Annotated in this window: 21 protein-coding genes; 11 read left to right on the forward strand and 10 right to left on the reverse strand. The window is 64.8% G+C overall.

Annotated features, from left to right (window positions below):
* Position 1 precedes the first annotated feature (1 nt).
* Positions 2 to 3,088, forward strand: a complete 3,087-nt coding sequence (locus tag AC3ANN_RS05470; protein ID WP_488339980.1) for a helicase-related protein — start codon at positions 2 to 4, stop codon at positions 3,086 to 3,088.
* Positions 3,085 to 6,498, forward strand: a complete 3,414-nt coding sequence (locus tag AC3ANN_RS05475) for a type ISP restriction/modification enzyme (protein WP_488339981.1) — start codon at positions 3,085 to 3,087, stop codon at positions 6,496 to 6,498. Before AC3ANN_RS05470 ends, AC3ANN_RS05475 begins: the two co-directional genes overlap by 4 nt.
* On the opposite strand, the gene AC3ANN_RS05480 is transcribed toward AC3ANN_RS05475, so the two are convergent.
* A complete protein-coding gene (locus AC3ANN_RS05480) occupies positions 6,476 to 6,865 on the reverse strand; it encodes a hypothetical protein (protein WP_488339982.1) in 390 nt (129 codons plus the stop codon). The genes AC3ANN_RS05475 and AC3ANN_RS05480 overlap by 23 nt on opposite strands.
* Positions 6,866 to 7,594: 729 nt before the next feature.
* Between AC3ANN_RS05480 and AC3ANN_RS05485 the strand changes: the two genes are divergently transcribed.
* On the forward strand, positions 7,595 to 10,333 hold the full coding sequence (locus AC3ANN_RS05485; protein WP_488339983.1) for an AAA family ATPase: 2,739 nt from the start codon (positions 7,595 to 7,597) through the stop codon (positions 10,331 to 10,333).
* Between the two features lie 569 nt (positions 10,334 to 10,902).
* On the opposite strand, the gene AC3ANN_RS05490 is transcribed toward AC3ANN_RS05485, so the two are convergent.
* Both AC3ANN_RS05490 and AC3ANN_RS05495 read right to left on the reverse strand, forming a co-directional pair.
* The gene (locus AC3ANN_RS05490) at positions 10,903 to 12,024 is read right to left on the reverse strand and encodes an SDH family Clp fold serine proteinase (RefSeq protein WP_488339984.1); all 1,122 of its coding nucleotides are present in this window, start codon (positions 12,022 to 12,024) and stop codon (positions 10,903 to 10,905) included.
* A gap of 292 nt (positions 12,025 to 12,316) precedes the next feature.
* Positions 12,317 to 12,502: a hypothetical protein gene (locus AC3ANN_RS05495; RefSeq protein WP_488339985.1), complete on the reverse strand. Its 186-nt coding sequence runs from the start codon at positions 12,500 to 12,502 to the stop codon at positions 12,317 to 12,319.
* 115 nt (positions 12,503 to 12,617) lie between these two features.
* Here AC3ANN_RS05495 and AC3ANN_RS05500 point away from each other — a divergent pair, with 115 nt between their 5' ends.
* The 6 genes from AC3ANN_RS05500 (at position 12,618) to AC3ANN_RS05525 (ending at position 17,293) form a co-directional block, all read left to right on the forward strand.
* On the forward strand, positions 12,618 to 13,082 hold the full coding sequence (locus AC3ANN_RS05500) for a multiubiquitin domain-containing protein (protein ID WP_488339986.1): 465 nt from the start codon (positions 12,618 to 12,620) through the stop codon (positions 13,080 to 13,082).
* The gene (locus tag AC3ANN_RS05505; RefSeq protein WP_488339987.1) at positions 13,079 to 13,459 is read left to right on the forward strand and encodes an E2/UBC family protein; all 381 of its coding nucleotides are present in this window, start codon (positions 13,079 to 13,081) and stop codon (positions 13,457 to 13,459) included. The genes AC3ANN_RS05500 and AC3ANN_RS05505 overlap by 4 nt, the downstream gene beginning before the upstream one ends.
* Positions 13,456 to 14,832 (forward strand): ThiF family adenylyltransferase, encoded by a 1,377-nt coding sequence (locus AC3ANN_RS05510; protein WP_488339988.1) that lies wholly within the window; start codon positions 13,456 to 13,458, stop codon positions 14,830 to 14,832. The genes AC3ANN_RS05505 and AC3ANN_RS05510 overlap by 4 nt, the downstream gene beginning before the upstream one ends.
* On the forward strand, positions 14,820 to 15,155 hold the full coding sequence (locus tag AC3ANN_RS05515) for a ubiquitination-like system serine protease family protein (RefSeq protein ID WP_488339989.1): 336 nt from the start codon (positions 14,820 to 14,822) through the stop codon (positions 15,153 to 15,155). The genes AC3ANN_RS05510 and AC3ANN_RS05515 overlap by 13 nt, the downstream gene beginning before the upstream one ends.
* 131 nt (positions 15,156 to 15,286) lie before the next feature.
* Complete coding sequence (locus tag AC3ANN_RS05520) at positions 15,287 to 16,105, forward strand: SDH family Clp fold serine proteinase (protein ID WP_488339990.1); 819 nt, start codon at positions 15,287 to 15,289, stop codon at positions 16,103 to 16,105.
* 747 nt (positions 16,106 to 16,852) lie between these two features.
* Entirely contained in the window at positions 16,853 to 17,293 is a 441-nt protein-coding gene (locus AC3ANN_RS05525; protein ID WP_488339991.1) for a hypothetical protein, read from the forward strand.
* Positions 17,294 to 17,452: 159 nt separating this feature from the next.
* On the opposite strand, the gene AC3ANN_RS05530 is transcribed toward AC3ANN_RS05525, so the two are convergent.
* Positions 17,453 to 17,632 carry a helix-turn-helix domain-containing protein gene (locus AC3ANN_RS05530; RefSeq protein ID WP_308870012.1) on the reverse strand — a complete coding sequence of 60 codons (180 nt, stop codon included), beginning with the start codon at positions 17,630 to 17,632 and terminating at the stop codon, positions 17,453 to 17,455.
* A 119-nt stretch (positions 17,633 to 17,751) separates the two neighbouring features.
* Between AC3ANN_RS05530 and AC3ANN_RS05535 the strand changes: the two genes are divergently transcribed.
* Positions 17,752 to 18,396 (forward strand): hypothetical protein, encoded by a 645-nt coding sequence (locus tag AC3ANN_RS05535; RefSeq protein WP_488339992.1) that lies wholly within the window; start codon positions 17,752 to 17,754, stop codon positions 18,394 to 18,396.
* A gap of 429 nt (positions 18,397 to 18,825) precedes the next feature.
* Here AC3ANN_RS05535 and AC3ANN_RS05540 read toward each other — a convergent pair whose 3' ends face one another.
* The 6 genes from AC3ANN_RS05540 to AC3ANN_RS05565 all read right to left on the reverse strand — a co-directional run bounded on the left by AC3ANN_RS05540 (position 18,826) and on the right by AC3ANN_RS05565 (position 21,845).
* Complete coding sequence (locus AC3ANN_RS05540; RefSeq protein ID WP_488339993.1) at positions 18,826 to 19,047, reverse strand: hypothetical protein; 222 nt, start codon at positions 19,045 to 19,047, stop codon at positions 18,826 to 18,828.
* Positions 19,028 to 19,522: a GNAT family N-acetyltransferase gene (locus tag AC3ANN_RS05545; RefSeq protein ID WP_488339994.1), complete on the reverse strand. Its 495-nt coding sequence runs from the start codon at positions 19,520 to 19,522 to the stop codon at positions 19,028 to 19,030. Before AC3ANN_RS05545 ends, AC3ANN_RS05540 begins: the two co-directional genes overlap by 20 nt.
* 137 nt (positions 19,523 to 19,659) lie before the next feature.
* On the reverse strand, positions 19,660 to 19,920 hold the full coding sequence (locus tag AC3ANN_RS05550) for a hypothetical protein (RefSeq protein WP_488339995.1): 261 nt from the start codon (positions 19,918 to 19,920) through the stop codon (positions 19,660 to 19,662).
* Positions 19,921 to 20,017: 97 nt separating this feature from the next.
* Positions 20,018 to 20,272 (reverse strand): helix-turn-helix domain-containing protein, encoded by a 255-nt coding sequence (locus AC3ANN_RS05555; RefSeq protein ID WP_488339996.1) that lies wholly within the window; start codon positions 20,270 to 20,272, stop codon positions 20,018 to 20,020.
* Entirely contained in the window at positions 20,273 to 20,758 is a 486-nt protein-coding gene (locus tag AC3ANN_RS05560) for a DUF2975 domain-containing protein (RefSeq protein ID WP_488339997.1), read from the reverse strand.
* Positions 20,759 to 20,828: 70 nt separating this feature from the next.
* Positions 20,829 to 21,845 carry an epimerase gene (locus tag AC3ANN_RS05565; RefSeq protein WP_488339998.1) on the reverse strand — a complete coding sequence of 339 codons (1,017 nt, stop codon included), beginning with the start codon at positions 21,843 to 21,845 and terminating at the stop codon, positions 20,829 to 20,831.
* Positions 21,846 to 21,871: 26 nt separating this feature from the next.
* On the opposite strand from AC3ANN_RS05565, the gene AC3ANN_RS05570 reads away from it, so the two are divergent.
* Positions 21,872 to 22,543 (forward strand): DUF4166 domain-containing protein, encoded by a 672-nt coding sequence (locus AC3ANN_RS05570; RefSeq protein WP_488339999.1) that lies wholly within the window; start codon positions 21,872 to 21,874, stop codon positions 22,541 to 22,543.
* The last annotated feature ends 8 nt before the right edge of the window (positions 22,544 to 22,551 follow it).

The following is a 22,551-nucleotide window of genomic DNA, read 5'->3' on the forward strand; positions in this document are numbered from 1 at the left end:
CATGGCAACGCCCGACAGCTTCATCGTCGACAACACCAACGAAGACTGGAAGGCTCTCCAGTACGTGCGTGAGTGGTGCGACCTGAGTGAGGCGATCGACATCGCCACGGGACACTTCGAAATTGGCGCGTTCCTCGCCCTCGACGGCGCGTGGCAGAAGGTCGACCGCATCCGACTGCTCATCGGAGGGGAGACGAGCCGTACCACCGCCGACGCGGTCGCCGCCGCGCTCGACACATCGATCCAGGTCGAGCGACAGAGCGGAGACGCGTTCCTCACCGGGGTTGAGGGGGTGGTCGACGGCATTCGCTCGGGCAAGATCGAGATCCGCGTTTACAAGCCGAAGAAGTTCCACGCCAAGGCCTACATCACCCACGGCCGCCACCGCGTCGTCGGCTCGGCCGCACTTGTTGGCTCGTCGAACTTCACGCGGCCGGGGCTTACCCAGAACGTCGAGTTGAACGTGCGGTTCCAGGGCCCCGAGGTCACCGAGCTGCAGGAGTGGTATGAGGAGCACTGGCAGGCAGCCTCCCCGGTCAACTCTGAGCTGCTCGCCGTGCTCGAGTACACTGCGCGCGAGTTCACCCCGTTCGAGGTGTACACGAAGGCCCTGCACGCCCTGACTTCGGACGCCGACCCTACCGACAAGACCTGGGAGGAGTCGGAGTCGGTGATATACCCCCAGCTCGCCCCCTACCAGCGCGAGGCGTTCCATTCCCTCGTGGAGATGTCGAAGCTGTGGGGCGGCGGGTTCCTCACTGACGGTGTTGGCCTCGGGAAGACATTCGTGGGCCTCATGCTCACCGAGTATTACGCGGTGCGGCAGCGGAAGAATGTGCTCATCATGGCCACGAAGACCGGTCAGGATGCCGTGTGGAACCCCGAGATCAAAGACCGGCTTCCCGACCTGTATGGCGGCCAGTTCTCGAACGTGATCGTGAAGGCACACACCGATCTCACGACCAAGGCGGGTGCCGCGGAGATCGAGCACCTGGCGAAGCGCGCCGACGTCGTGATCATCGATGAGGCGCACAACTTCCGCAATCACGGCAAGTCACCCAGCGAGGACAATCCTTGGGGCTCGCGCTGGTGGCGCATGTACGAGATCTGTAAGGGCAAGACCGTATTCCTACTCACGGCCACGCCGATCAACAACACCTTCTTCGACCTCGTTCACCAGGCGGAGCTCTTCACCGGCGTCGACGAGGATGACCACTTCGCGAGCATCGGAGTGAACAGCCTCCGCAAGTACATCGTGAACCTCGAACGACCTTTCAAGCAGCTCGTGCCCGACCACACGACGATCGACCAGATCATGGCCGACGACAAGCTGTTCCAGTCGATCATTCACCAGAACTCCCGCCGCTACGCCGTCGACAGCGCCATGGTGGCCGGCGGTGCAGAGGTTGTCTTCCCCGAACCGCAGATCCCCCGCGCCGTGCCGTACTCGTTCGGTCTGCTGTACTCGCCGCTGTTCGCCGAGATTCAGGCGGCCTTCAGTCGCGCAAACCCGCTGTTCGTGTTGCCGATGTACTACCCGCTCGCGTTCTCCACTGACCCGAATGTCGACACGAGGCTGGAGAACCGGCAGAGGCAGGTCGTCGCTCTCATCCGCACGATCTTCCTCAAGCGGTTCGAGTCGAGCCTGGCCGCGTTCGCCGGCTCTTGCCTCGACCTGTCTGCCAAGGTGGTCAAATGGCTCGACGTGAACGTCAAGGGTGATACCGCCAACGAGACCCGGCTGGAGATGTGGCGCGCTGCGAATGAGCCAACGCTCCAGACGATCCACGATACCTACCGCCCCGGCATGGACGAGAACTGGCACGAGGAGGACCTCACCGAGGAGGAGCTCGACGAACTCGATTACAACCTCGTCGGCGGTGATTATCGGCTCGATGACATGATCGACGCCGCGTTCGACGACCTCGATCAGCTCGCTCGCTTCATGACGCTAGTGCTGGCCGGAGCGGGCTTGGACGACAAGTTTGCGAAACTGCGCACGCTGTTGATGGGGCCGTCAAAGTCGGAGAAGGCGGGCCTCGACACCGAGGTGTTCACACCCGAGTTCCAGACCCAGCCGGTTATCGTGTTCACCGAGTTCGCCGACACCGCCCGCTACTTGCACGAAGAACTCGTCAAGGCCGGGATGGCGGATGTCGACCGCATCGACGGCGGCCGCAAGGGCGACCGATACGCGATGATCAAGCGCTTCGCCCCGTTCTATAACAAAGTCGGCAAGGCCGAGCGCCAAGCTCAGGAACCGCTGCGCGTGCTGATTTCTACCGACGTGCTCTCCGAAGGCGTCAACCTCCAGGACGGCACGCTGCTCGTGAACTATGACATCCACTGGAACCCGGTGCGGCTCATGCAACGCATCGGCCGTGTCGACCGTCGCATGAACCCCGCCATCGAGACCGAACTCGTCAAGGAGCGCCCGAAAGCCAAGGCCACCCGTGGCAAGATCCAAATCCGCAACTTCCTACCGCCTAACGAGATCAACACCCTGCTGCAGCTCGTCGGACGCGTCGAAGGGAAGACGCTCATGATTTCCAAGACTCTCGGCATCCCCGGCGGCAAGCTGCTGGACGCCACGGACATTTTCGACGACGTGAAGGTGTTCCAGGCATTCAAGGACGAGTACATCGGCGACATCTCACCGCTGGAGGAGCTGCGCCTCAAGTGGCTCGAACTCGCCAAGGCCGACCCCGAGCTTGAAGCGCGCACCGAGCGTCTGCCCGACGGCATCTCGGTCGCGAAGGTCGGCAAGCCGAAGGGCGTGTTCATCTGCCGCCGAGTACCCACACTCACCAAGGTCGACGACGACAGCGAGCCGGCCTGGAGCCTGACACCCGGCCGGGTCGAGTGGGCGCTCAACACGGGCGACGAGGTCGAGCGCGGGCTGCTCGCGATCGACCACTCGATCAACGCCACCGTCGCCACACCGAGAGCGGCGTTCGGCGAGCGAGGGTCCGTGCACGCCTCGCTGCGCGAGTTCGAGCGCGCCGAGACCAAACAGCTGCGCAAGGACGTCCAGCTGCCGCTGGACGCACCCACACCTGAAACCCTGTGCTGGATGGAGATCGCATGACCGTCGACGACACCCGCCTGCGCGCCCTGCTCACGGCGGCGCCGAAGTCAACCGGCGACCTCTTCAACCTCCTTTACGAGGGTTTCGATTGGCCGATCTACGACACAACACTCGAACCCGACGACATCCTCATCGACTGGGCGCCCGAAGAACTGCACCTCAACCCCGACGAGGTGGCCAGGCTCGCCGCAATCTCGCAGATACCCCCGTTGACCACGAAGCAGAAGTTCGGCGCGTTCTACCTGCGATTCGAAGGCGGCCAGCTGCCGATTGGCGCGGTGCGCCGACTTGTGCAGCGGCTCGTCACGAGCAAGCGCGGTAAGGGTGGCGGGAAGCTGCCGACATGGAAGCTCAACGACCTGCTGTTCTTCTGCCACGCCGACGGCAGCCAGCCCGTCGTGCACGTCGTGAACTTCCAGGAGAAGGAGGGCAAGCGCATCTTGCGAGTTCTCACCTGGACCGACCGCCCCACCGATACCCGCCTCAACTTGCTCGCCCGCCGCGCGCTTGACGAACTGCTGTGGACGAGCGACGAAGGCCCTCGTGTCGTGACCGACCCATTGGCAGGCGTCGGGTTCGCCGGATACCGGGAGGGCATCAAGAGCGCGAAGGTGCTGTCACGCCGCATGGCCGAGGTCGCACAGGACGTGCGCGACGAGGTGAACGGCTTGCTCGCGGTCGAGACGGTCGACGGACCGATGCGCTCGCTGTACCGCAACGTGCGAGAGAAGCTCATCGGCGACATCACATCCGAGCGGTTCGCCGACGTGTACGCCCAGACGATGGTCTACGGCCTGCTCACCGCCCGTATCGCGCACCCCGAAGACTTCCAGGCCGACAAGGGGCTGTCGGTCATCACGTTCGACAACCAATTCCTCGACGCGATCTACTCACGCTTCCGTGACGAGACCGATGACGTCATTGATGTCGACGAACTCGGGCTCGCGGACCTCGCCGAGCAACTCGCCACCACGAATGTCGATGAGTTGTTGGCGGACTTCGGGGCCGACAATCAGCGCGACGACCCGGTGGTCTACTTTTACGAGGAGTTCCTCGCGCAGTACGACCCGCAGCAGCGCAAGGATCTCGGCGCCTTCTACACACCCAAGCCGGTCGTCCGCTACATCGTCAAGACAGTCGACGACGCGCTCAAGTCCTTCGGTCTGCCTCTGGGCGTCGCCGACTCGACAACATGGAAGGAATACGTCGAATCCCACCCTGACGTCGAGGTTCCCGCGGGTGCGAGCCCGAACGACGCCGTCGTGTCGATGTTCGACCCGGCGAACGGCACGGGGACCTTCATCGTCGAGTGGCTCGAACACGCGAAGCGCAATGCTGGACCGGCTGGCGCCGATGCCGCCCTGCAGCACGCGTCTGCAGTAGAGATCTCCCTCGCCTCCTATGCCGTCAGCCACCTCAAAGTGTCACTCGACCTCCCTGATGAGGTTCGGCAGAAGACGCGATTGCCGATCTACCTCGGTGACACTCTCGGAGTGCGTCGAGCGGCCGGACTTGAGGGACTCGACGATCCCATTGGCCATGAGGGACTCCTCGCAAACCAGGTGAAATACGACAGGCACCACACTGTCCTCATCGGCAATCCGCCGTACGACCGCGATGCCAGCAGTAAGGCCGGTTTCATCACTGCCTCGCTACAGGCCGGCAAGCGGTCGCTCTTTGATGACATTCTCGATGACGCGAAGGCCCACGTCATCTTCAGCCACACAAAGAGCCTGAATGATCTTTACGTCTACTTCTGGCGCTGGGCCATATGGAAGGTCATGGAGGAAAATGACGGTCCCGCTGTCGTCTCGATGATCACGTCATCGTCGTGGCTCGCCGGGCCAGGATTCCTTGGCCTCCGTCGCCTTGCTCGCGAGGTAGCCGACGAAATCACGGTAGTCGACCTCGGTGGAGCCGGCCGTGGAGCGCGTAAGGAAGCAAACGTCTTCGATATCCAGACACCGGTCGCGATTGTCACATTGACCCGGAAGGGCAAGGCTGATCGCTCGAAGCCCGCCAGCGCTCGGTACTACCGCATCCAAGGGACGCGACAAGAGAAGCTGGCGGCGGTCGTCGATCTGACCAGCGGAAAGAAGGTCGAGTGGATCTCGATCGAGTCAGATTGGTTCGCACCGCTTACGCCGCCGACTGGGGACGTAAGCTGGCTGAACTTCCCGGCAGTCGCTGACCTCTTCCCGTGGCAGCAGCCGGGTTGCATCTACGGCCGCACCTCACCCGTTGCCCCGAGCAAGGACGTCCTGGAGCGGCGATGGGCTCGATTCGTGTCCACCAAGGATGCACTCGATCGCGCGAAGTGTTTCAAGGCGTCCAGCACAGGTCGGAACATCAACACCAAGGTGGCCGGGCTCCCCAGGCTCGTCGATGAGCCAATTGGCGCACCACACCCGCCCATTGTCCGGTACGGCTACCGAGCCTTCGATCGTCAATGGGCCTTCGATGATCCGCGATGGGCAAAGACCGAAAGCCCGGCGCTCTGGCGATCCGTGACGCCGAAACAGATCTTCCTTGCTTCAAGGATGGCGAAATCGATGGGCGATGGACCCGCTGCCGCGGTGTCGACGGCGGTACCTGACTTTGCGTACTTCCGCGGCTCGGACGGTGGGAAGGACATAATCCCGCTCTACCGTGACGCGAAGGGCACGCCGAACGTTGACCCCGCGCTGCTCGCCAAGCTCACCGCAGTCCACCGGGAAGTGGACGCGAGAGCCGCCGAGGTCACCGTGGAGCGTCTCTTTTCGTACACCTTCGCGCTGCTCGCAGGGACTGACTACACGACCCGGTGGCACGACGAGCTTGAGACGCCCGGTCCGCGACTTCCGGTGACTGCGGATCCTGCACTGTTTGCCGAGGTCGCGGACTTGGGCGAACGGCTCATATCGCTGCAAACATTCGGCGAGCGGTACGGTTCTGGGCCGCTTGACCTCAGCGGCGTCGAGTGGACGGTCGAGCCGACGCGCCTGCCGGCAGCGAAAGCGGAACTTGCTTACGACACGAAGGACGGCGTGCTTCACGTCGCCGACGGCGCTCTCTTGGGCGTCTCGTCCGAGGTTTACCACTATTCCCTGAGCGGGATGGAGGTCATTCCGAAGTGGCTCGGATACCGGATGGCGAAGGCAACAGGCCGTGCAGCATCCAGTGCGTCTCCACTCGACGAGATTCGCCCGTCGGTCTGGTCGTCCGACTGGAGCCACGAACTCCGCGAGATTGTCGTGGCCATCCGTGAGACGCTCGTCCTGCGGCCTACAGGGATCTCTCTTCTCGACCGTGTCCTGGAAGGCCGCTTGATCGCTGCTTCCGAGCTCCCGCAACCGCCTGCTTGGATGCGTCAGCCCCCCACGTCGAAGGAGGCGTACGACGGCTTGTTCACTCTTGGAGACGCGCGCTGACTTCCTTCTTCGCGATCGATTTCTCCACGAGATTGAGGTGGGCCTTGATTAAACCCGCAGCCCCGTCGCTGAGCAACGACGAAGATGTCCTGATCAGACTGCGAATCGCAGATGCCACTTGCTTTCGCTGAGTTGGATTTCGCGGCACCTTGCCGTCGAGGATGGCATCAATCTGAGCGCGATAGCTATACACGAAGTTGTGTGTCGTGATACCGAGCTGAGCGGCGACCTCGGAGGCTCCGCATCCTGCGAGATAGCTCAGGCGATAGACGTCTCCCCGGCGCGTGGGATCGCGACGCAACAGCTCTGCCAGTTCCTCGCGAAACTGATGCTTGATACCCGCGAGGGTCTCACCTCGTTCCGACACTACGGCCCCAACGCTTCCCACGCGATCCCCGGCGTTTGTCGCGCCCACCGCGACGGTGGCCCACCCAACTCCGGCGCTGACTTCTGTTGCCCGCCAGCTTACTCGTCACTCGCGTATCGCCCCTCGGCCCGTCTGACCTTGCGATCGCGCACGAGCCGTCGCACTGTGGGATGAATCTGCGTAGGCGCTCGCGAGCACCTGTTCTCCCAAGGGGAACGCTCGCCGACGACCCCGCGTGTTGGCGGTCGTGTCATCCATCAGTACGCTCGCATCAATTGACCAGTGCGAGGCCGGCGGCCCGGGCCGCCGCGCGGGCGTGGCGTCTCGGGACCTACCCGCCCCGCGGGCACCGGGGGCTCAGCGTGGTCATATTCGTCCGGATGATGCCGGATGCCAGCGTGGGTCGACCATTCGCGGCGCACGATGATCGCGATCCGTGAAGCAGTCCCGATCCGATCGACGCGAAGCTTGGAGCAGTCGTCGCCATGCGCGCAGTCCCCGGCGAGGTCAAGCAGCTCAGCGGGCTCGAGAACCTTGCGTCGAGCGAGTAGCCCAGGCGACTTCGCTCACCACGACGAGGGGGTTCGGAAGCAGCTGCACGGTTCGCAGACGAGCCACTGCACGCAGGCACCCACGGTGGACGACGCCGTTTGAAACCGCATTGCTACAGCTACCTGCAACGCAGAAAAATCCCTGGATACCCGTGAAAACTCAGCCTACGCTGGCGCCATGCGCGGAGGCTTGGAGCGATGGAAGAGAGGCGTCGAGTCCCGCGGGGTCCGGCAGGCGATCTCGTACGCGCTCGAGGGCACGTGCGACGCCCACGTGCCCTACCCGACGGGCGCCGAAGCGCTCGAGGCGTATGGCGCAGCATCCGATTCAACCGTCTCTCGGTTCATCGTCGACAACGGCGTCATCACGACTGACCAACTTACGGCCGGCGGCCTTCGCGTTTGGCTCGCCGGGCACGACCCGGTCACGGGGGAGGAGCGCGGCCACCAGCGGCTGAGCCCCGACGCTGACCTGCTGCTCGACGGCACGCTCAACCACCCGAAGTCGTACAGCATCGCCGCACTGCTCCATCCCGAACTCGCAGCCGAGTTCGAAGCCCTTCAAGACCGGTTGCGGGACCGCATCCTGCTCATCTGGCAAACCGAGCTCAACGCACGCCGCGGGCACGGAGGGCTCATCCGCGAGGAGATCGCCCGCATCGAGGTCGTCGAGTTGCAGCACCGGCGCTCGCGCGCGCTCGACCCGCACATCCACCGGCACCTGTGGCTCAACATCAAGGTGCTCGGTGCGGACGGCAAGTGGTCAAACCTCGATTCGCGCGTCGCGATGAAGCTGCACACTGTGGTCAACGCCGAGGGCGAGCTTGCTGCCCGCACCGATCCGGCCTGGATCGCCGCGATCGCCCGGCACGGATACACGCTCGACCTCAATGGGGAGATCGCCGAGCTCGCTGGCGCCGTCCGACCCGTCTCGCGCCGGTCGGCGCAAATCGAAGCCAACCGCGCGCGCCTGATCGCGGAGTGGTCGGCAGCGCACGGCGGATCTGCGCCGAGCGTGGAGGTGCTGCAGCAGATCGATCGACGCGCGTGGGCGGTGTCGCGTCCGAACAAGCCAGCCGATCTCGATGAGGCGTCTTGGGAGGCGCGGGTCCGCGACGAGATCGCAGCGATCGATCCGCGTTTCACCACCCCGCGCGCACCCATTCCCGTTGCTGCGGTAGACCCGCACGCCGTCGACCTGGATCTGCTCGCTGCACAGGCGGTCGTCGACGCGGACGAACGGTCCACATCATGCGGCGGGAGGTTCAGCATTTTCGATATCCGCGCCGGCGCAATACGCGCACTCTCGCGCGCGGGCGTCGTGGCGGAGCGCGACCGGCTCGATGGCGTGATCGACGACATCACGGAGCGTGCCACGCGTTCCGTCTATCGGCTCGTTGCCGAGCCCCCGGCTCACGTCAAGGCGTTCATGGCGACCGAGACCGTGCGCGCCAAGGTGTGTCTCGCCGGCCGCTTGGACGTGCTCGCCCAAGCGGGGCGCTCCCTGCTGCCGGGGGAGCTCCACCAGCTCGCACCGAACGAGGATCTGTCGGCACTGGATGCGTCGCAACGCGTTGCCGCGTGCGCCATCGCTGGTACGGACGGGCTCGTGACGGTGACCGGCCCCGCCGGCGCGGGCAAGACGACGATGCTGCGCGCTGCGTTCGCGGCGCTCACGTCGCAACACCGACGGATGCTCGTCGTTGCTCCTACGCGAAAGGCGGCATCGGTGGCGTCTCGCGAGGTCGAGGCCGCGGCATCCAGTATTCATGCCCTGCTTTCGGACCATGGCTACCGATGGGGCACCAACGAGGCCGGCGCCAAGGTGTGGACCAGGCTTCGAGCGGGAGAAGTCGATCCCAGCACGGGCGCTGTATACGGCGGACCAACCCAGCATGTGTTGCGTTCTCGCGATCGGATCGTCGTCGACGAAGCCGGCATGGTCGACCTGCAGACGGCGAACGTCCTCGTGGAGCTCGCGATCGAGCAGGGCGTCGGGCTGGCGTTCGTGGGTGACACGCATCAGGCGTTGCCGGTCGGACACGCGGGAGCGATGGGTTCTGCGATCCGGCACGCGAACGCTGCGGTCGAGCTCGAGACGGTGCACCGGTTCCGCGATCCCGACTACGCGGCGCTCACTCTGCGGCTTCGGGATGCGGGTGATCGCGAGCGCGCGCTGGTGGTTGCGGGCGAGCTTGCCGAACGCGGTCACGTCGCTCGGGTCGATCATCACGAAGCGGCGCGTGGGCGGATGATCGACGCGTACTTCGAGTGGCACGCGCGCGGCAAGCGGGTCACGTTGGTTTCCGGTACCAACGCTGAGGCGGATGCGATCAACGACGCGATCCAGCAGCGGCGAGTCGATCAGGGCGAGCTCGACATCAGCGTCGCTGCGTGGGGAATCGGGCAGCAGCGCATCCTTGTCGGCGACACCGTCCAGACCCGGCGCAACGATCGGCTCACGGGGGTCGAGAATCGCGCGCAGTGGATCGTGCGGGGGATCCGCGACGAGTACCTGTCTCTCGTCTCCGTGAGCGACAGCGGCGAGGTGGCGCGTGTGTCCACCGAGTACGCGCGCGAGCACCTGCAGCTCGCGTACGCCTCTACCGTGCACGGCGCGCAGGGCGACACCGCCGACGCGTCGGTGGTCGGGCCCGATGTCGATGCCGCGGGACTCTACGTGGGCCTCACGCGAGGGCGGCTGAGCAACGTCGCGATCGTTGTCGCGCGTACGGATGCCGCGGCCCGCGAGTGTCTCGCCGAGTCGATGCAGCGCGGCACTCCGGAGTTGACGATGCAGGATGCTGTGCGCGCGGCCCAGGCGGAGATGCGGCGTGCGGCAAGGAGCCGGGAGGCGGCGATGGCTACCGCGCCGCTGGGCGGGTCGGCAAGTTCAGGACGCCGGATCGGGATGTAGCGGCGTTCGACACGTGGGGCGCTCAGCGGGAAGGCTTTCGGGTCGGCTATTCGGGCGAGGTCGCTGGTCGATGCGATTCATCGGGCCGGATCACGGTTCATCGCCTCATATCAGCGCGGTAGACGACCGGGCTGCGAGCGCCAATTCTCCGTTGAGCGGATCTCAATCTTGCTCGCTGCCGAATGCCGCCGACCAGCGCGGCCACTGCGGCGCCACTGACGAGAGACCGACACACCAAGCGAAGCGGTCTCGCAGATGAACGGAATACGACGGACACGATCGCACGAACCAGAGACTCGAGGCCCGCGAAGAGGACTGATTGCCGAGTCCAGCCCTTCCGCGGCCTCACGAGCGGCTTCGCGCCTCGGTTGCTCGCTTCGTTGAACGCGTCGGTATCCGACCACCGATGTGCTGCTGTAGCGAGTCAGCGCCCCTCGCGCACGGCGCGACGCCACTGATCTACAGCGTTTGTCTGACGTGCGGCAGTCCTCGCCAGGGCTCGATCTCGAGCGGCGTGACCCGATGCCTGGCGGGATTCGATCACGGACGCGGATCGCACCGAGTGCGAGTCACGCCGCGCTTCCATCGCCCTCAGTTCCTTGTTCAGCATCATCGCCGTCGTCCTCTCCGCTCGAGACTTCAGCTGCACTCGTCAGTTGCACGATGTTAATCGATGCATTCTGAGCGCCAGCATAGAACGCTTCGAGCTGCGGTAACAGCTCATACTCCTCAATATTCCGCACGGGCAGATCGAGGCCATCGCGCGCCTCGTCACGATCGATCACGTAACCGTGCGTCGGGTACCCGCGCACGAGCTGGGATACTCGCGCCCGTGCAGATGCGAAACCGTTTCGCTCGTGACGATAGGAGAGAAGACGGGCGCCATACTCAATCGCGACGTCAAGGCTCGTGCTCGCTGCGTTCACAGAGACCAGGTCAATCTGCTCGAGCAGCGGGCGAGCGAACTGCGCTGAGAAATCGAGGACGTGCTGAATGGTCTGCTCTCGTGTCAGAGCAGTCGACCGCAGTATTTCGCTGCCGGCCAGGACCGCGTTGGTAACCACCTGCCAGTACACGTTGTCGATCGTGTTCGCAGTGTCGAGATTTGAGCGCATCCGAACTTCACCCTCGCGACTCTCCTGGGTGTCGAGCGGTCCGAGTTCTGCGGCCGGCGCCATGAAGATGTTGTCGCCGGCAAGTGCGAGGAGCGTCGCCGCGCTTTTCGCATAGTCGACGACGACAAAGTTGACGATCTCGAATCGCGACCTGAGGTAGAGGCCCAGCTTGTATGCGGCGTGAGCGTCGCCTCCAGGTGAATCTAACCACACGTCGATTCGCGAACCGGGCTGCCTCCGTGCCTCAAGACCGCCTAGTCGTTGGATGACGTCCTGCACGAGCGGACGCATGAGTGAACCGCCAGGGCCAGAGCCCATCTGCAGCAGGATCAGGATGTCCCAGTCTGCTGGGGTCGCCGCCCGGACGTCGGCGTCGACATCAGCGTCGTCGCGTTCACCCAACGCTTCTCCATCGTCAGAGAGCCGACCGGCGGATTCTTCAGCTTCCTCGCCGAGCTCCACAACGACGGGGTCTTGGTCCTGCGGCACGTCGGCACCTGTCGCATCCGTCGCGTTGATCTCCGGTACCAGCTCTTCAGCAGGTGCAGTCGAGTCGTTCGGCATTGTGTCGGGCATCGTTTCCCCTCGTCGACATCAGACAAACGAACTGTATCGACAGCGCGCAGGGAACGGAAAACTGACGACCCGATTCCCCACCGCGGCGCCGCACAGCGGACCTCACGTACTTAAAGCACGGCGATTCGGGCCTACACGCAATCGGACGCGATGCGGAACACCTCGGAACCCGATGGACGAGGCCACGCCGTCCCACGGCGAGGCCTCACCTCTTGAAACGCTTCAGGACTGTTCCGTTCTCAGCTCTTCAGAGACCCAGCGCGACGCCGGCGTCTTTCGTTGTTCGCGATATTCAGCGAAGCAGGCCTCGGGCGCGCTGGATTCGTTCCCGTAGGCCCTCCTGAAACTCGTCGGTCTTGCTCACTGTCTCGATATGGCTGGAGATTGCAGCTCGGATCACGTCCGAGATGGGTCGGTTCTCGACGCTGGCGACAGTCTCGAGTTGCTCGGCCTGCTCGACCGAGAGGCGGATGGTCATAGCTTTCTGTTCCGACATTCCTCTATCTTGCCACCACGTAGGGTAGAGTGCAAGCCACCGTGGTTATGTGATACCGTGGTATCTCCGCAGTTCCCGAGCGTCCGAGGAGGACACCTTGAGCACGACCCCTGAATCTCGCGCAGCGAAGATCACTATCCACATCGACAAGCAGCCCTACAAGGTCAAGCCCGGCGTCACGCCGGTCGCGACGCTCCGTCAGCTTCCCGAGCCGCCGGTGCCTGCGGGCCGTGACATCTGGCTCGACATCAACGATGCCCAGGACGAGATCCTCGACAACGAGGGGAGCATCGACCTCGCCGACGGGATGCGGTTCTTCACCGAGATCGACGGGATCACGATCCGCATCGACCGCGTCGATTACGAGGTGTTCCAGCGGAAGATGACAGGCGCTGAGCTGCGTGCGCTTCCCAGCCCGGACGTCGCCGCGGACCGCGACCTGTGGCGGGACGTGCCGGACAAGCGCGACGTCAAGGTGCAGGACGAGGACATCGTCCGCCTCAAGGACGGGATGCGGTTCTTCACCGCCCCGGGCCGCATCAACCCGGGTGCGCAGTCGTGAAGCTGCCCGAACCGGACGTCGCCTTCCTCGAACGCGCGGGCATCCCGCACCGCGTGTTCGAGGAAGGCGGGATGCTCAACGTCGAGCTCCTCGACTTCCCCCTCCCGACCGGGCTCAACGCGCATCGCGCCAGCGTGCTGTTCCGCTTGTCGCCCAGCTACCCTGACACCCCGCCGGACATGTGGTGGATCATCCCGCACCTGACCCCGGTCGGCGGTGGGCGGATCCCCGCGACCGAGGTCATCGAGACGATCGATCAGCGCAGCTGGCAGCGCTGGTCACGCCATCTTGACCCCGCCGCGTGGCGATCGGGGATCGACGGGCTGGAAAGCTACGTGCGCCTGCTCCGCAACGAACTGAGCAGTGCCGCCGCATGAACATCACTCTCCGGCTCACCCAGACACTCCACGACCGGCTGCTGGCGATGGCGACAGGGCCGGTCGAGACCGGCGCTGTCCTAATCGCCCACCTCGTCCCCACCGGGAGCACCGGTGCCGTCCTGCTCGGCGCGGACCTCATCGACGTACCGGAAGACGCGTACGAGGTCCGCACCGACCAGTCCCTGCGGATCACGTCCGACGGATACGTGCACGCTCTCAAGACGGCGCGCGCAGAAGGCGCCGTGGCGATCTGGGTGCACTCGCACCCCGGAAACCACGCCATCCCCTGCCCGAGCCGACACGACCGGCTGGTCAACCACGAGCTCGAGGGACTCTTCGGAGACCGCACCGAGACAAATCAGTACGGGTACCTGATCGTCAGTCATGCTGACGGGGCGCTCACCTTCACCGGCGCGCTCACCGGGCCAGTCAGCGGACCCATCGAACTACTCTCCGCGATCGGAGGCCGGTGGCTGTTCCGCAGCAGCTACGACACCATCGGTCCGGGCGCACCGGACCTCTTCGACCGGAACATCCGCGCCTTCGGTGACGGTATCCAGACCGCGATCGGCCACATCACGGTCGCCGTCGTCGGGGCCGGCGGCACGGGCTCCGCCGCCGCCGAGCAACTCTGTCGGCTCGGCGTCAGGTCCTTCATCCTGATCGACCCGGACACCCTGTCCTCCTCCAATACCACCCGCGTCTACGGATCGACCCCAGCGGATCTCGGACGTGCGAAGGTCGACGTCCTCGGCGACCACCTTCAGCGCATCGCCGACGGCGTCCATGTCGAACGGATCCAAGGCACCGTCACCACCGAGTACGTCGCTCGCGCCCTGCCCCGTGCCGATGTCGTGTTCGGGTGCACCGACGACAACGCCGGGCGGCTGCGTCTGTCCCGGCTCCCCTACTACTACCTCACACCCCTCGTCGACTGCGGCATCCAGATCCACGCGGACGTCGACCGCATTATCTCGGGGATCTTCGGGCGCGTCACCACGCTCTATCCTGGTGCGGCCTGTCTCACCTGCCGAGATCGAATCGACCTGCGCCTCGCCGACGCCGAAATGCGCGCGGTCGACGAGCAACAGCGGCTGGAGAAGGAGGGATACGCGCCCGCCCTTCCCGGCGTGGAACCGGCCGTCGTCGCGTTCACGACGCTGGTCGCAGCAACCGCGGTCAGCGAGTGCCTCGAGCGTCTCGTCGGATACGGCGAGACCCCGAGCCCGACCGAGGTCATCCTCTACATCCACGACCGCTCGGTACGGGCCAACGTCGCAGGAATCCGCCCACGTCACTACTGCGACCCGTCCACCGCACGAGTCGGGACGGATCGCGACATGTTTCTGGGGTTGAATTGGGCGTCCTAAAACGGGTCCGCTACTGGCGGAGGTGGAAGGCAGATCTTCGCACCGCGTCCGCCGCCGACATCCCCGACCGCATCCCGGCACGCCATGCCGTGATCGTCGGAACGAAAGCACATCAGAAATGGCTGGTGTTCGACTGCCCGTGCGGATACGGCCACCGGGTCATGCTGAACCTCGACGGCAGCCACTACCCTCGATGGCGCATCACCAACGAGTACCCGATCACTCTGATCCCCAGCGTTGACGAACACAGTACCGCCGGGCACTGCCACTACATCGTGCGCGACGGCCGCATCCGATGGGTCGAAAGAAGGAACCGCGTATGACTCCCACCGAAGGCGCTCAGCAGAATGCCCCCTCCGAGGGAACCTCGCTCACACACGTCCCCACTCCCGTGGTCGCTCCCGCCCCTACCCCTGGACCCAGGACCCCCTCGAAGACTCCTCTCTACGAGGCGATGAACGCAGCGCGCTACATCCGGCAGTCGCTGGTCAAGCAGATCGAGCAGCTCACTGATACCACTCTCATCTGCTACGTGGCCCCTACGTCGGAGATCGACCGCCACGATGTCATCGCGATGGTCGACCTTCTCCACAACGTGGTCCCGGGCTCAGCGATCGACCTCCTGCTGCACTCGCCGGGAGGAAGCATCGATGCAGCGGAGAAGCTCATCGCTCTGATCCGCAAACGTGCGGGTACTGCGCGGGTCCGTGTCATCGTTCCGGACTACGCAAAGAGCGCCGCCACCCTCATGGCGCTCGGCGCTGACGCCATAGTCATGTCCGACTCATCCGAATTGGGTGTGATCGACCCCCAGGTCAGGATGCCCAACGACAACGGCCATCTGCAGACACTCTCGGCTCAGAGTTACCTCGACGCCTTCAACCTGCACGCCACAAATCTGAAGAACGATCCCGATGACCCGGTCGCGCGACTCATGCTGTCCAAGATGGAGCCGGCAACCGTTCGCAAGCTCGAGCGGATAACGGCCCGATCCCGTTCGATCGCGGAGGCGTTGCTCGGCACCGCCATGGTGAAAGACGAGGGAGAGGCAACCCGGATCGCCAACGAGCTCAGCGATACCAAGAAGTGGCACTCCCACGGCCAGATGATCTCCCACGAGACGGCCGCCAAGCTCGGCCTGTTCGTCACCTACCTCGCACCGCACGATCAGCTTTGGCAGCTCTACTGGCGTCTGTTCTGCTTGCAACTCACCGCCGCCGACGGTCCTGTCAAACTCTTCGAAGGCTCCTACGCATCGCTTGCGCTGTCTTGATCCCGAGGACGACGACTAATGCATCGCCTCCTCGAACACGTACAGGCCGCCGGCCTGAACCTTGCCGCTCGCATCCACGGGTTGCAAGTTCCCATTACCGGTCGTGCCCCCTCGAGGTCGTTCGAGAGGGCACGGAGTCACTTGGTCAGTGGACTCCTGACCGTACCGCACGTGGGTGGGAAAGGAGTATGCCGCATGGCCAAGTCGCAGAATCGCGTCACGAGCAAGGCGGTCGCGTCGAAGGCCTCGAAGGCCCTTAGCGACGGTCGATCATCGAGCCGGACGAAGAGCATAGCTGCCAGCGCGCTGTCTCAGCGCAAGAAGTAGCAGCGGCGGTGTTCTCGCAACGACCTGCGAGAACACCGCATATCTACCATCACCTGACGGAGAGACGCGCGCGCTGCCGCCTGTCTGAGGACCGATGCAGTGGCGTCGTGGCCCCGTCCTCACCATGGGTCTCGGAGATGTTGACAGATTCGCTCACGCGCTGAGCGTGGCCGCTAGAGCGATCCTGACCGGACACGTCGTCGAGGCGCGCAACGCCATCGGACCGATCGCCTTCGAACGATGGGAGGGGCAGCTCCGCTACGCAGCGTAGGCAGTCGAGCAGTGCAAGCCCGGTTCGGCGCCAGGGCGCTCGGAGTCGTATGTGCTCGGCCGATCCTTCGAGGCGGAGATAACACTGCGAGCGATGTCGGCACCGACCGATAGCGTGCTCTCTCCGGGACCATCGGCAGAGGACGAACTATGGCACGCAGAAGGGCCGAACCGCACATTCACAACGACGTGGACGTCACAACAGATCGACTGAACGACTTTGCCCTCGCAGGGCGATCCACTCAAGTCAACGTTCTGGCGAAGCTGCGTGCCCAGAGTGCCGACGACAGCGTCGCGACGCAGCTCAGTATCGCGAGCTTGGTCCTGGCAATCTTCGTCGTCATGGCAGCGCCACTCATCACGGTGCAGCCTGATCCAGCGCTCGCCTCGTCATGGTGGGCCAGGCTAATCCTGATAGTTGCGCTCGTCGGCGTATTGCTTCTGGCGCTGTCGCCGGCGGTATGGGACGCGGCGAAGGGTCATGTCAGACGTGAGCGCGCCGTCGTGTGGCTCGCCGCCTACGAGGATGAACTCGCACGCCGCCATCGTCTGCGTGGCCGGGCCGCGCGCCGCTGGCAGCGCGAGCACTAAGCGAACTCAGTCGTGCCGCCTCGGCGAAGTGGATCGCTGGAAGCGCGGTGCCCCGAGCGGACGCTCGACATTCCGCCCCGAGTCACACCTCTGCGCGCGATGCCCGCAAGCGGATGACGCCGTGCCGGTCGGCCGCTTAGGCGTTGGGCAGCACGGCTATCAGGCGTCGACGCCGAAGGCGCGTAGCAGCGGCACGCGGGGGATCATGCGGCGCGGGCCGAGTTGGACCGTGGGGATAGTTCCGCTCTCGATGCCGAGCTTGATCGTGCGGTAGTCGACGCCGACGAGCTTCGCGGCATCCTTCATCGTCAGTGCCAGAGAATCTTGTGACCGGTTCATTGTCGTGTCCTTCCGTGAGCCAGCAGTGTCACTCTCCATTCGTCGCAACGTACCACATGCGTGAGCCAAGATCGACAGTCTTCTTCGCGAATCCTCGATGACCTGGAATAGTGGGCTTCATGGCAGACGTCGAGGCGTATGACTTCAGCGACGAACGCATCGATCTCGGCAGTGGGGTGACACTGCCGAAGTCGTGGCACGCGCGCGTGTCCGGCGAGCAGGACGTGCCCGGCACCATCACCGTCCGCGTGGAGTGGGACAGCACGCTCGGACGCACCGCCGTCGTCTTCGCTGCCCTCGAGCGCGAAGCCGAGGGCGTCGACATCACCAGCCAGATGCTCCGCGAAGTGCGAACGCACTGGATCATGACGAGGTCAGCTCTCGATGTCGTCACCGTCGACGTCGGCACTGAGGATGGCGACGAGCTCGACCGTGTACCGGTGCGCGAGTTTCTCAGTCGCGTGCGGGCGCAGGGGGAGCGCGGGCCCATGGAGTCCCTCCACGCCGCGATCTCCGTGTATCGCGTCGCGACAGCGATCAGCTATCCGCCACTGAAGCTCGTCGCCGACACTCTCCAGATCAGCCAGAGCACCGCGACCCGCCTCATGAGTCGCGCGCGCGACTCGGGTCTGGCGCCCGAAGTCCGCATCCAGGAGCCGCGGCGCGCGCCGGCTGTCAACCCCTACAACCCGGGCGGGTCCTACGACCCCACGGCGCCCCACCACGGGCCTTCCCAGCCCGGAGGGCCTTCGATGGGCCGATGAGAGACGCGGTGGGGACGCCGTCTGTTCGCGACATGCCGTCAACGCGCCGCCGCGAGCTGGTTGAACATGTTGCTAAATGAACACCGATGCATCCAGCAAAGTGCCCAAAATGCGTGAGGCGGGATAGTGCTCGGAGCAGGTTCTCAAACGGCCGTTCGCCGCGTGGCCCGGAATCATGCCTCACGGCGGGCGATTTTTGCCCGCATTTTGCCCGCATCCTATTCGCTGCTGGTTGTTTTCGGACGTCGTCCGATGCCGCTCGACTCTCGAAAATCCGCGTAATTCCGCGGAAGTTGTCGTTTCGCGTCGCTATGCAAAATGCTCAAAACGTGTTCGAGTCCCTCCAGGGGCATCATCTTGTGCGAGCTGCAGCATGCCTATCAAGAAGACCGCGGAACCGGCCAGCAGGACCAGCCACACGGCTGGGTTTCAGCCGCTGATTCCCGTCTCGTCAGCGATGACGCCGTGGTTGTGGATCGCAACCGCGCCAGCACCCACGATCACGCCGAACAGGGTCACTCCGACTGCCAGCCAAGCCCTCATCTGCACCGCTTCATCTACATAGTCTGCTCGTCCGTCTGCATGACGGCAGTCGTTGATCGCGCGCGTTGGAAGACCGGCGCGTGTGCCGTCAGCGGACCATTCGAGCATCGGTGATCTTCGGCGCGTACGGATCGATCTGCTCGACACCGTCGACGCGAAACCCGTTGCGTTCGTAGAACGCGATGGCCCGTGGATTCTGCATTGCGACCCACAACATCGCGGGCTCGTCACCGAGGGCGTCCTCGAGCAGCGCCTGGCCGACGCCCGCTCCGTAGTAGGCCTCTCGCACGTAGATCGCATATAACTGACGCGATCGGGGTGGCTTCTCACCTGCTGTTCCGACGGAGGGACCGACCCACACGAATCCGATGATCGAGTGGTCACGTTCCGCGATTCGGACGGTCACATCATCCCGTGGGTTGCTCAGCACCTGCTCCCACATTCGACGGCGACCCGCGATGTACTCGTCGGAGAAATAGTCGTGGGGAAGCAGGTGTGCGTATGCCTCCTGCCAGGTCGACACATGGACGTCGGCGAGCGCGGTGGCGTCGCCCGCCACTGGAGTGCGGATCTTGAACGGCATGCGCTCATCGTTCCAGACGCGGCAACACGCGTGGTCTGGACTGCATGTTCAGCGACGACCCTGGGTGAGCCGAGCTGGGTCCAGCAGGGGTGAGGACATGAAGGCCTCGGCGCGCGATCGCTCCACAGACAGTAGCCCTACGGCTGATCGTGCCGCCGGCCACGAATGACCAACACTCCGGTGACGATCATGACGACGACCATCGATCCGATCCACATCCAGATGCTCGAGGGGATTCCGACGACGGAGTGCTGTGACGAGCCGCAGGTCGAAGTGCCGCCCTCGACACCGTCGGCGCACCACCCATAGGTGATGATCGGTGCGAACAGCACGCTGACGCCGAGCGCTGCGATTGCGCTCCACCACAGGGTGGCGACGGCGGGTCTTGGAGCGGCCATGGCATCCAGCAAATCAGTCCGCCGAGTGAATCAAACCGAATGTCACCGAGTTGTGACGGGCGGTCGTCTCCGCGCTCGTGCTCCGCGGAGCGATCCGTCATCCGGACAGCTCGGCTGCGCGGACCGCGTCCCCCTCTTCGGTGGAGGGTGCCGGCTCCCAGCGGAGCAGGTCGCCTGGCTGGCACTCGAGCACCTCACAGAGCGCATCGAGCGTCGCGAACCGCACGCCCCTGGCGCGGCCGTTCTTGAGGGCGGCCAGGTTCGCGGGCGTGATGCCGATTCGCTCGGCGAGGGTGCCCACGGCCATCTTGCGGCGCGCGAGCATCACGTCGACGTCGACGACGATCGGCATTCAGACCATCTCATTCAGCTCGGTGCGCAGTGCACTGGCCTCGGCTTCGCGTTCGATCGCCTGCCGCAGCAGGTTCTTCATCACGACGACCAGCAGTGCCATTCCGCCCAGCACGAGCGATGCGCCGCAGATCAAACCGACGATGCCCGGTGCGACCGAACCGGGCGCGAGCAGCACGGCCATCGCGAACGTGAGGACGGCGGCCGCCGCAATGGTCCAGATGATGATGTCGACGTACCGGAAGGACGATTCGGAGAACACCGAGCCCTTCCGCACCTTCGTGAGCAGCTGCCAGACGCAGACGGCGAACACCTGCATCGTCACGACTCCGAGCACGATCAGGGTGACGAAGGTGATGCGAGCCCACGGCACTTCGCCCGCCAGGTCGGCCCAGATCGCCGGCACGATGAATGTCTGCACCACGAGCGACCCCGCCAACGCCAACGCGATCACCACGCGCAACGCCAGAATCGTTGCTTTCCCCATCGGTCACTCCTTCTCGTAGAACAAGCGAAATCTATCGTTTTACGATGGATAATGCAAGTGAGACGATAGATCACACGGTACGAAGAGCGGCGCGTCCGCGGACTTCGGTGCGGTTCCATGCCTCCGACAGCGAGGCCTCGAGGTCGGTGTGCGCGAAGGTGAACCCCGCGCGCGTCAGCGTCTCGGGAGAGACCCAGCGGCTCTTGAGGATGAGCTCGGATTCGGTCCGCAGCGCCCACATGCCGATCTCCAGCATCCACCGCATCGTCGGAATCCCCACCGGCATGCCGACGATGCGGCGGAGGGTGCGCATGAGCGTGCGGTTGTCGGTGACGGCGGGCGCCACGACGTTGATCGGACCCGACAGCCCGTGATCGTCCCGGATGAAGCGGATCGCCGCCACGACGTCGTCGATGTGCACCCAGCTGAATCTCTGCCGACCGTGGGTGCGGTACCAAGGTGCGCGGTCGGGGCCGGTCGGGTGTGGCCCGATGCCGCGATAGCGGCGATGCGGAGGGCACCAGCCATCGAACTGCGTGCCACCCAGGCCGCAGCGGGCGATGCCGAGCAGCATCCGCGTCGCCGGTCCGTCGCCGAGGACGATGGCTGTGCGCAACGCGACGCGCCGGGTGCGGGGGAGGACCCCGGCGAAGAGCTCCTCCTCCCACGCGGTCGCGACATCCACGGAGAATCCCGTGCCGATCTCGCCCGTGGACTCGGTGTTCTCGTGGTCCGTCGAATGCCGGTAGATCGTCGCCGTCGATGAGTTCAGCCATACCCGGGGCGGCTCGTCGGCTGCCGCGATCGCCTCCCGGAGTGCCCGCGTCGTGCGCACCCGCGAGGCGAGGATCTCGTCGCGATTGCGGTCGGTGTATCGACAGTTCACCGACTTGCCGGCGAAGTTGAGCACGATGTCGGCGCCGTCCACGGCGCGGCGCAGCGCCTCGGCATCGTCCCACCGGATCGCGGCGTTCCGGCCGACGAGTCGAAGCGCGTAGCCGTCGGCGGTGAACGCTTCAGCGACCGCCGTGCCGATGAATCCGCTCGGACCCGCGATCACTGCAACCGGCCGTCGACCCTCATTCATGCCTTGACGGTACTACACTTCTGAACATGTTCAGAAAACGATCGGATGCCCCGACCGCCATCCCTGCGGGCAGGTCGGTCTATGAACGGGTACTCGGTGATCGCTTCGCCGAACTCGACCCACGATTGCGCGCGTACTTCGGCGCGGTTCCTGAAGGTCTCGACGGCTTCGGCGCCGGCGTGTTCGAACACGCGGGTCTGCGGACTCGGCTGCTGCGCCCCCTGTTCGCGTTGCTGGGGCGCTGGCACGTGGCGTTCGCGGAGTACGGCGCGATCGTTCCGTTCACGGTCCGGAACACGCCCGCATCCGACGGGTCGCTCCGTGCGGTGCGAACGTTCCGCTTTGCGACCGCGACTCGCGAGATGACCGACACGATGCGCGTCGTCGAGGGCAGGCTCGTCGATCGAGTGGGCGTGCGCGGCCGAGTCGAGGTCGAGCTCGACGTCTTCGTCGTCGGCGGTCAGGTGATCATGCAGTCTCGGCGGCTCGCGCTGCGCATCGCCGGTCTGCGGGTGCCACTGCCCGCGGTGGTGAGATTGCTCATCCGCGAGCGGGCGTTGTCAGGCCGCGAGGCCGCACAGCACGTCGATGTCCGGATGATGGCGCCGCTCGTGGGCGAGATCTACGGCTACCGCGGAACGTTCACCTACTCTCTGCAGGCGAGGATCGCCGAGCCGGACCGGATGGTGTCACCGTAGGCTGTCGC

Source organism: Microbacterium sp. STRO-2N, from assembly GCF_057747775.1.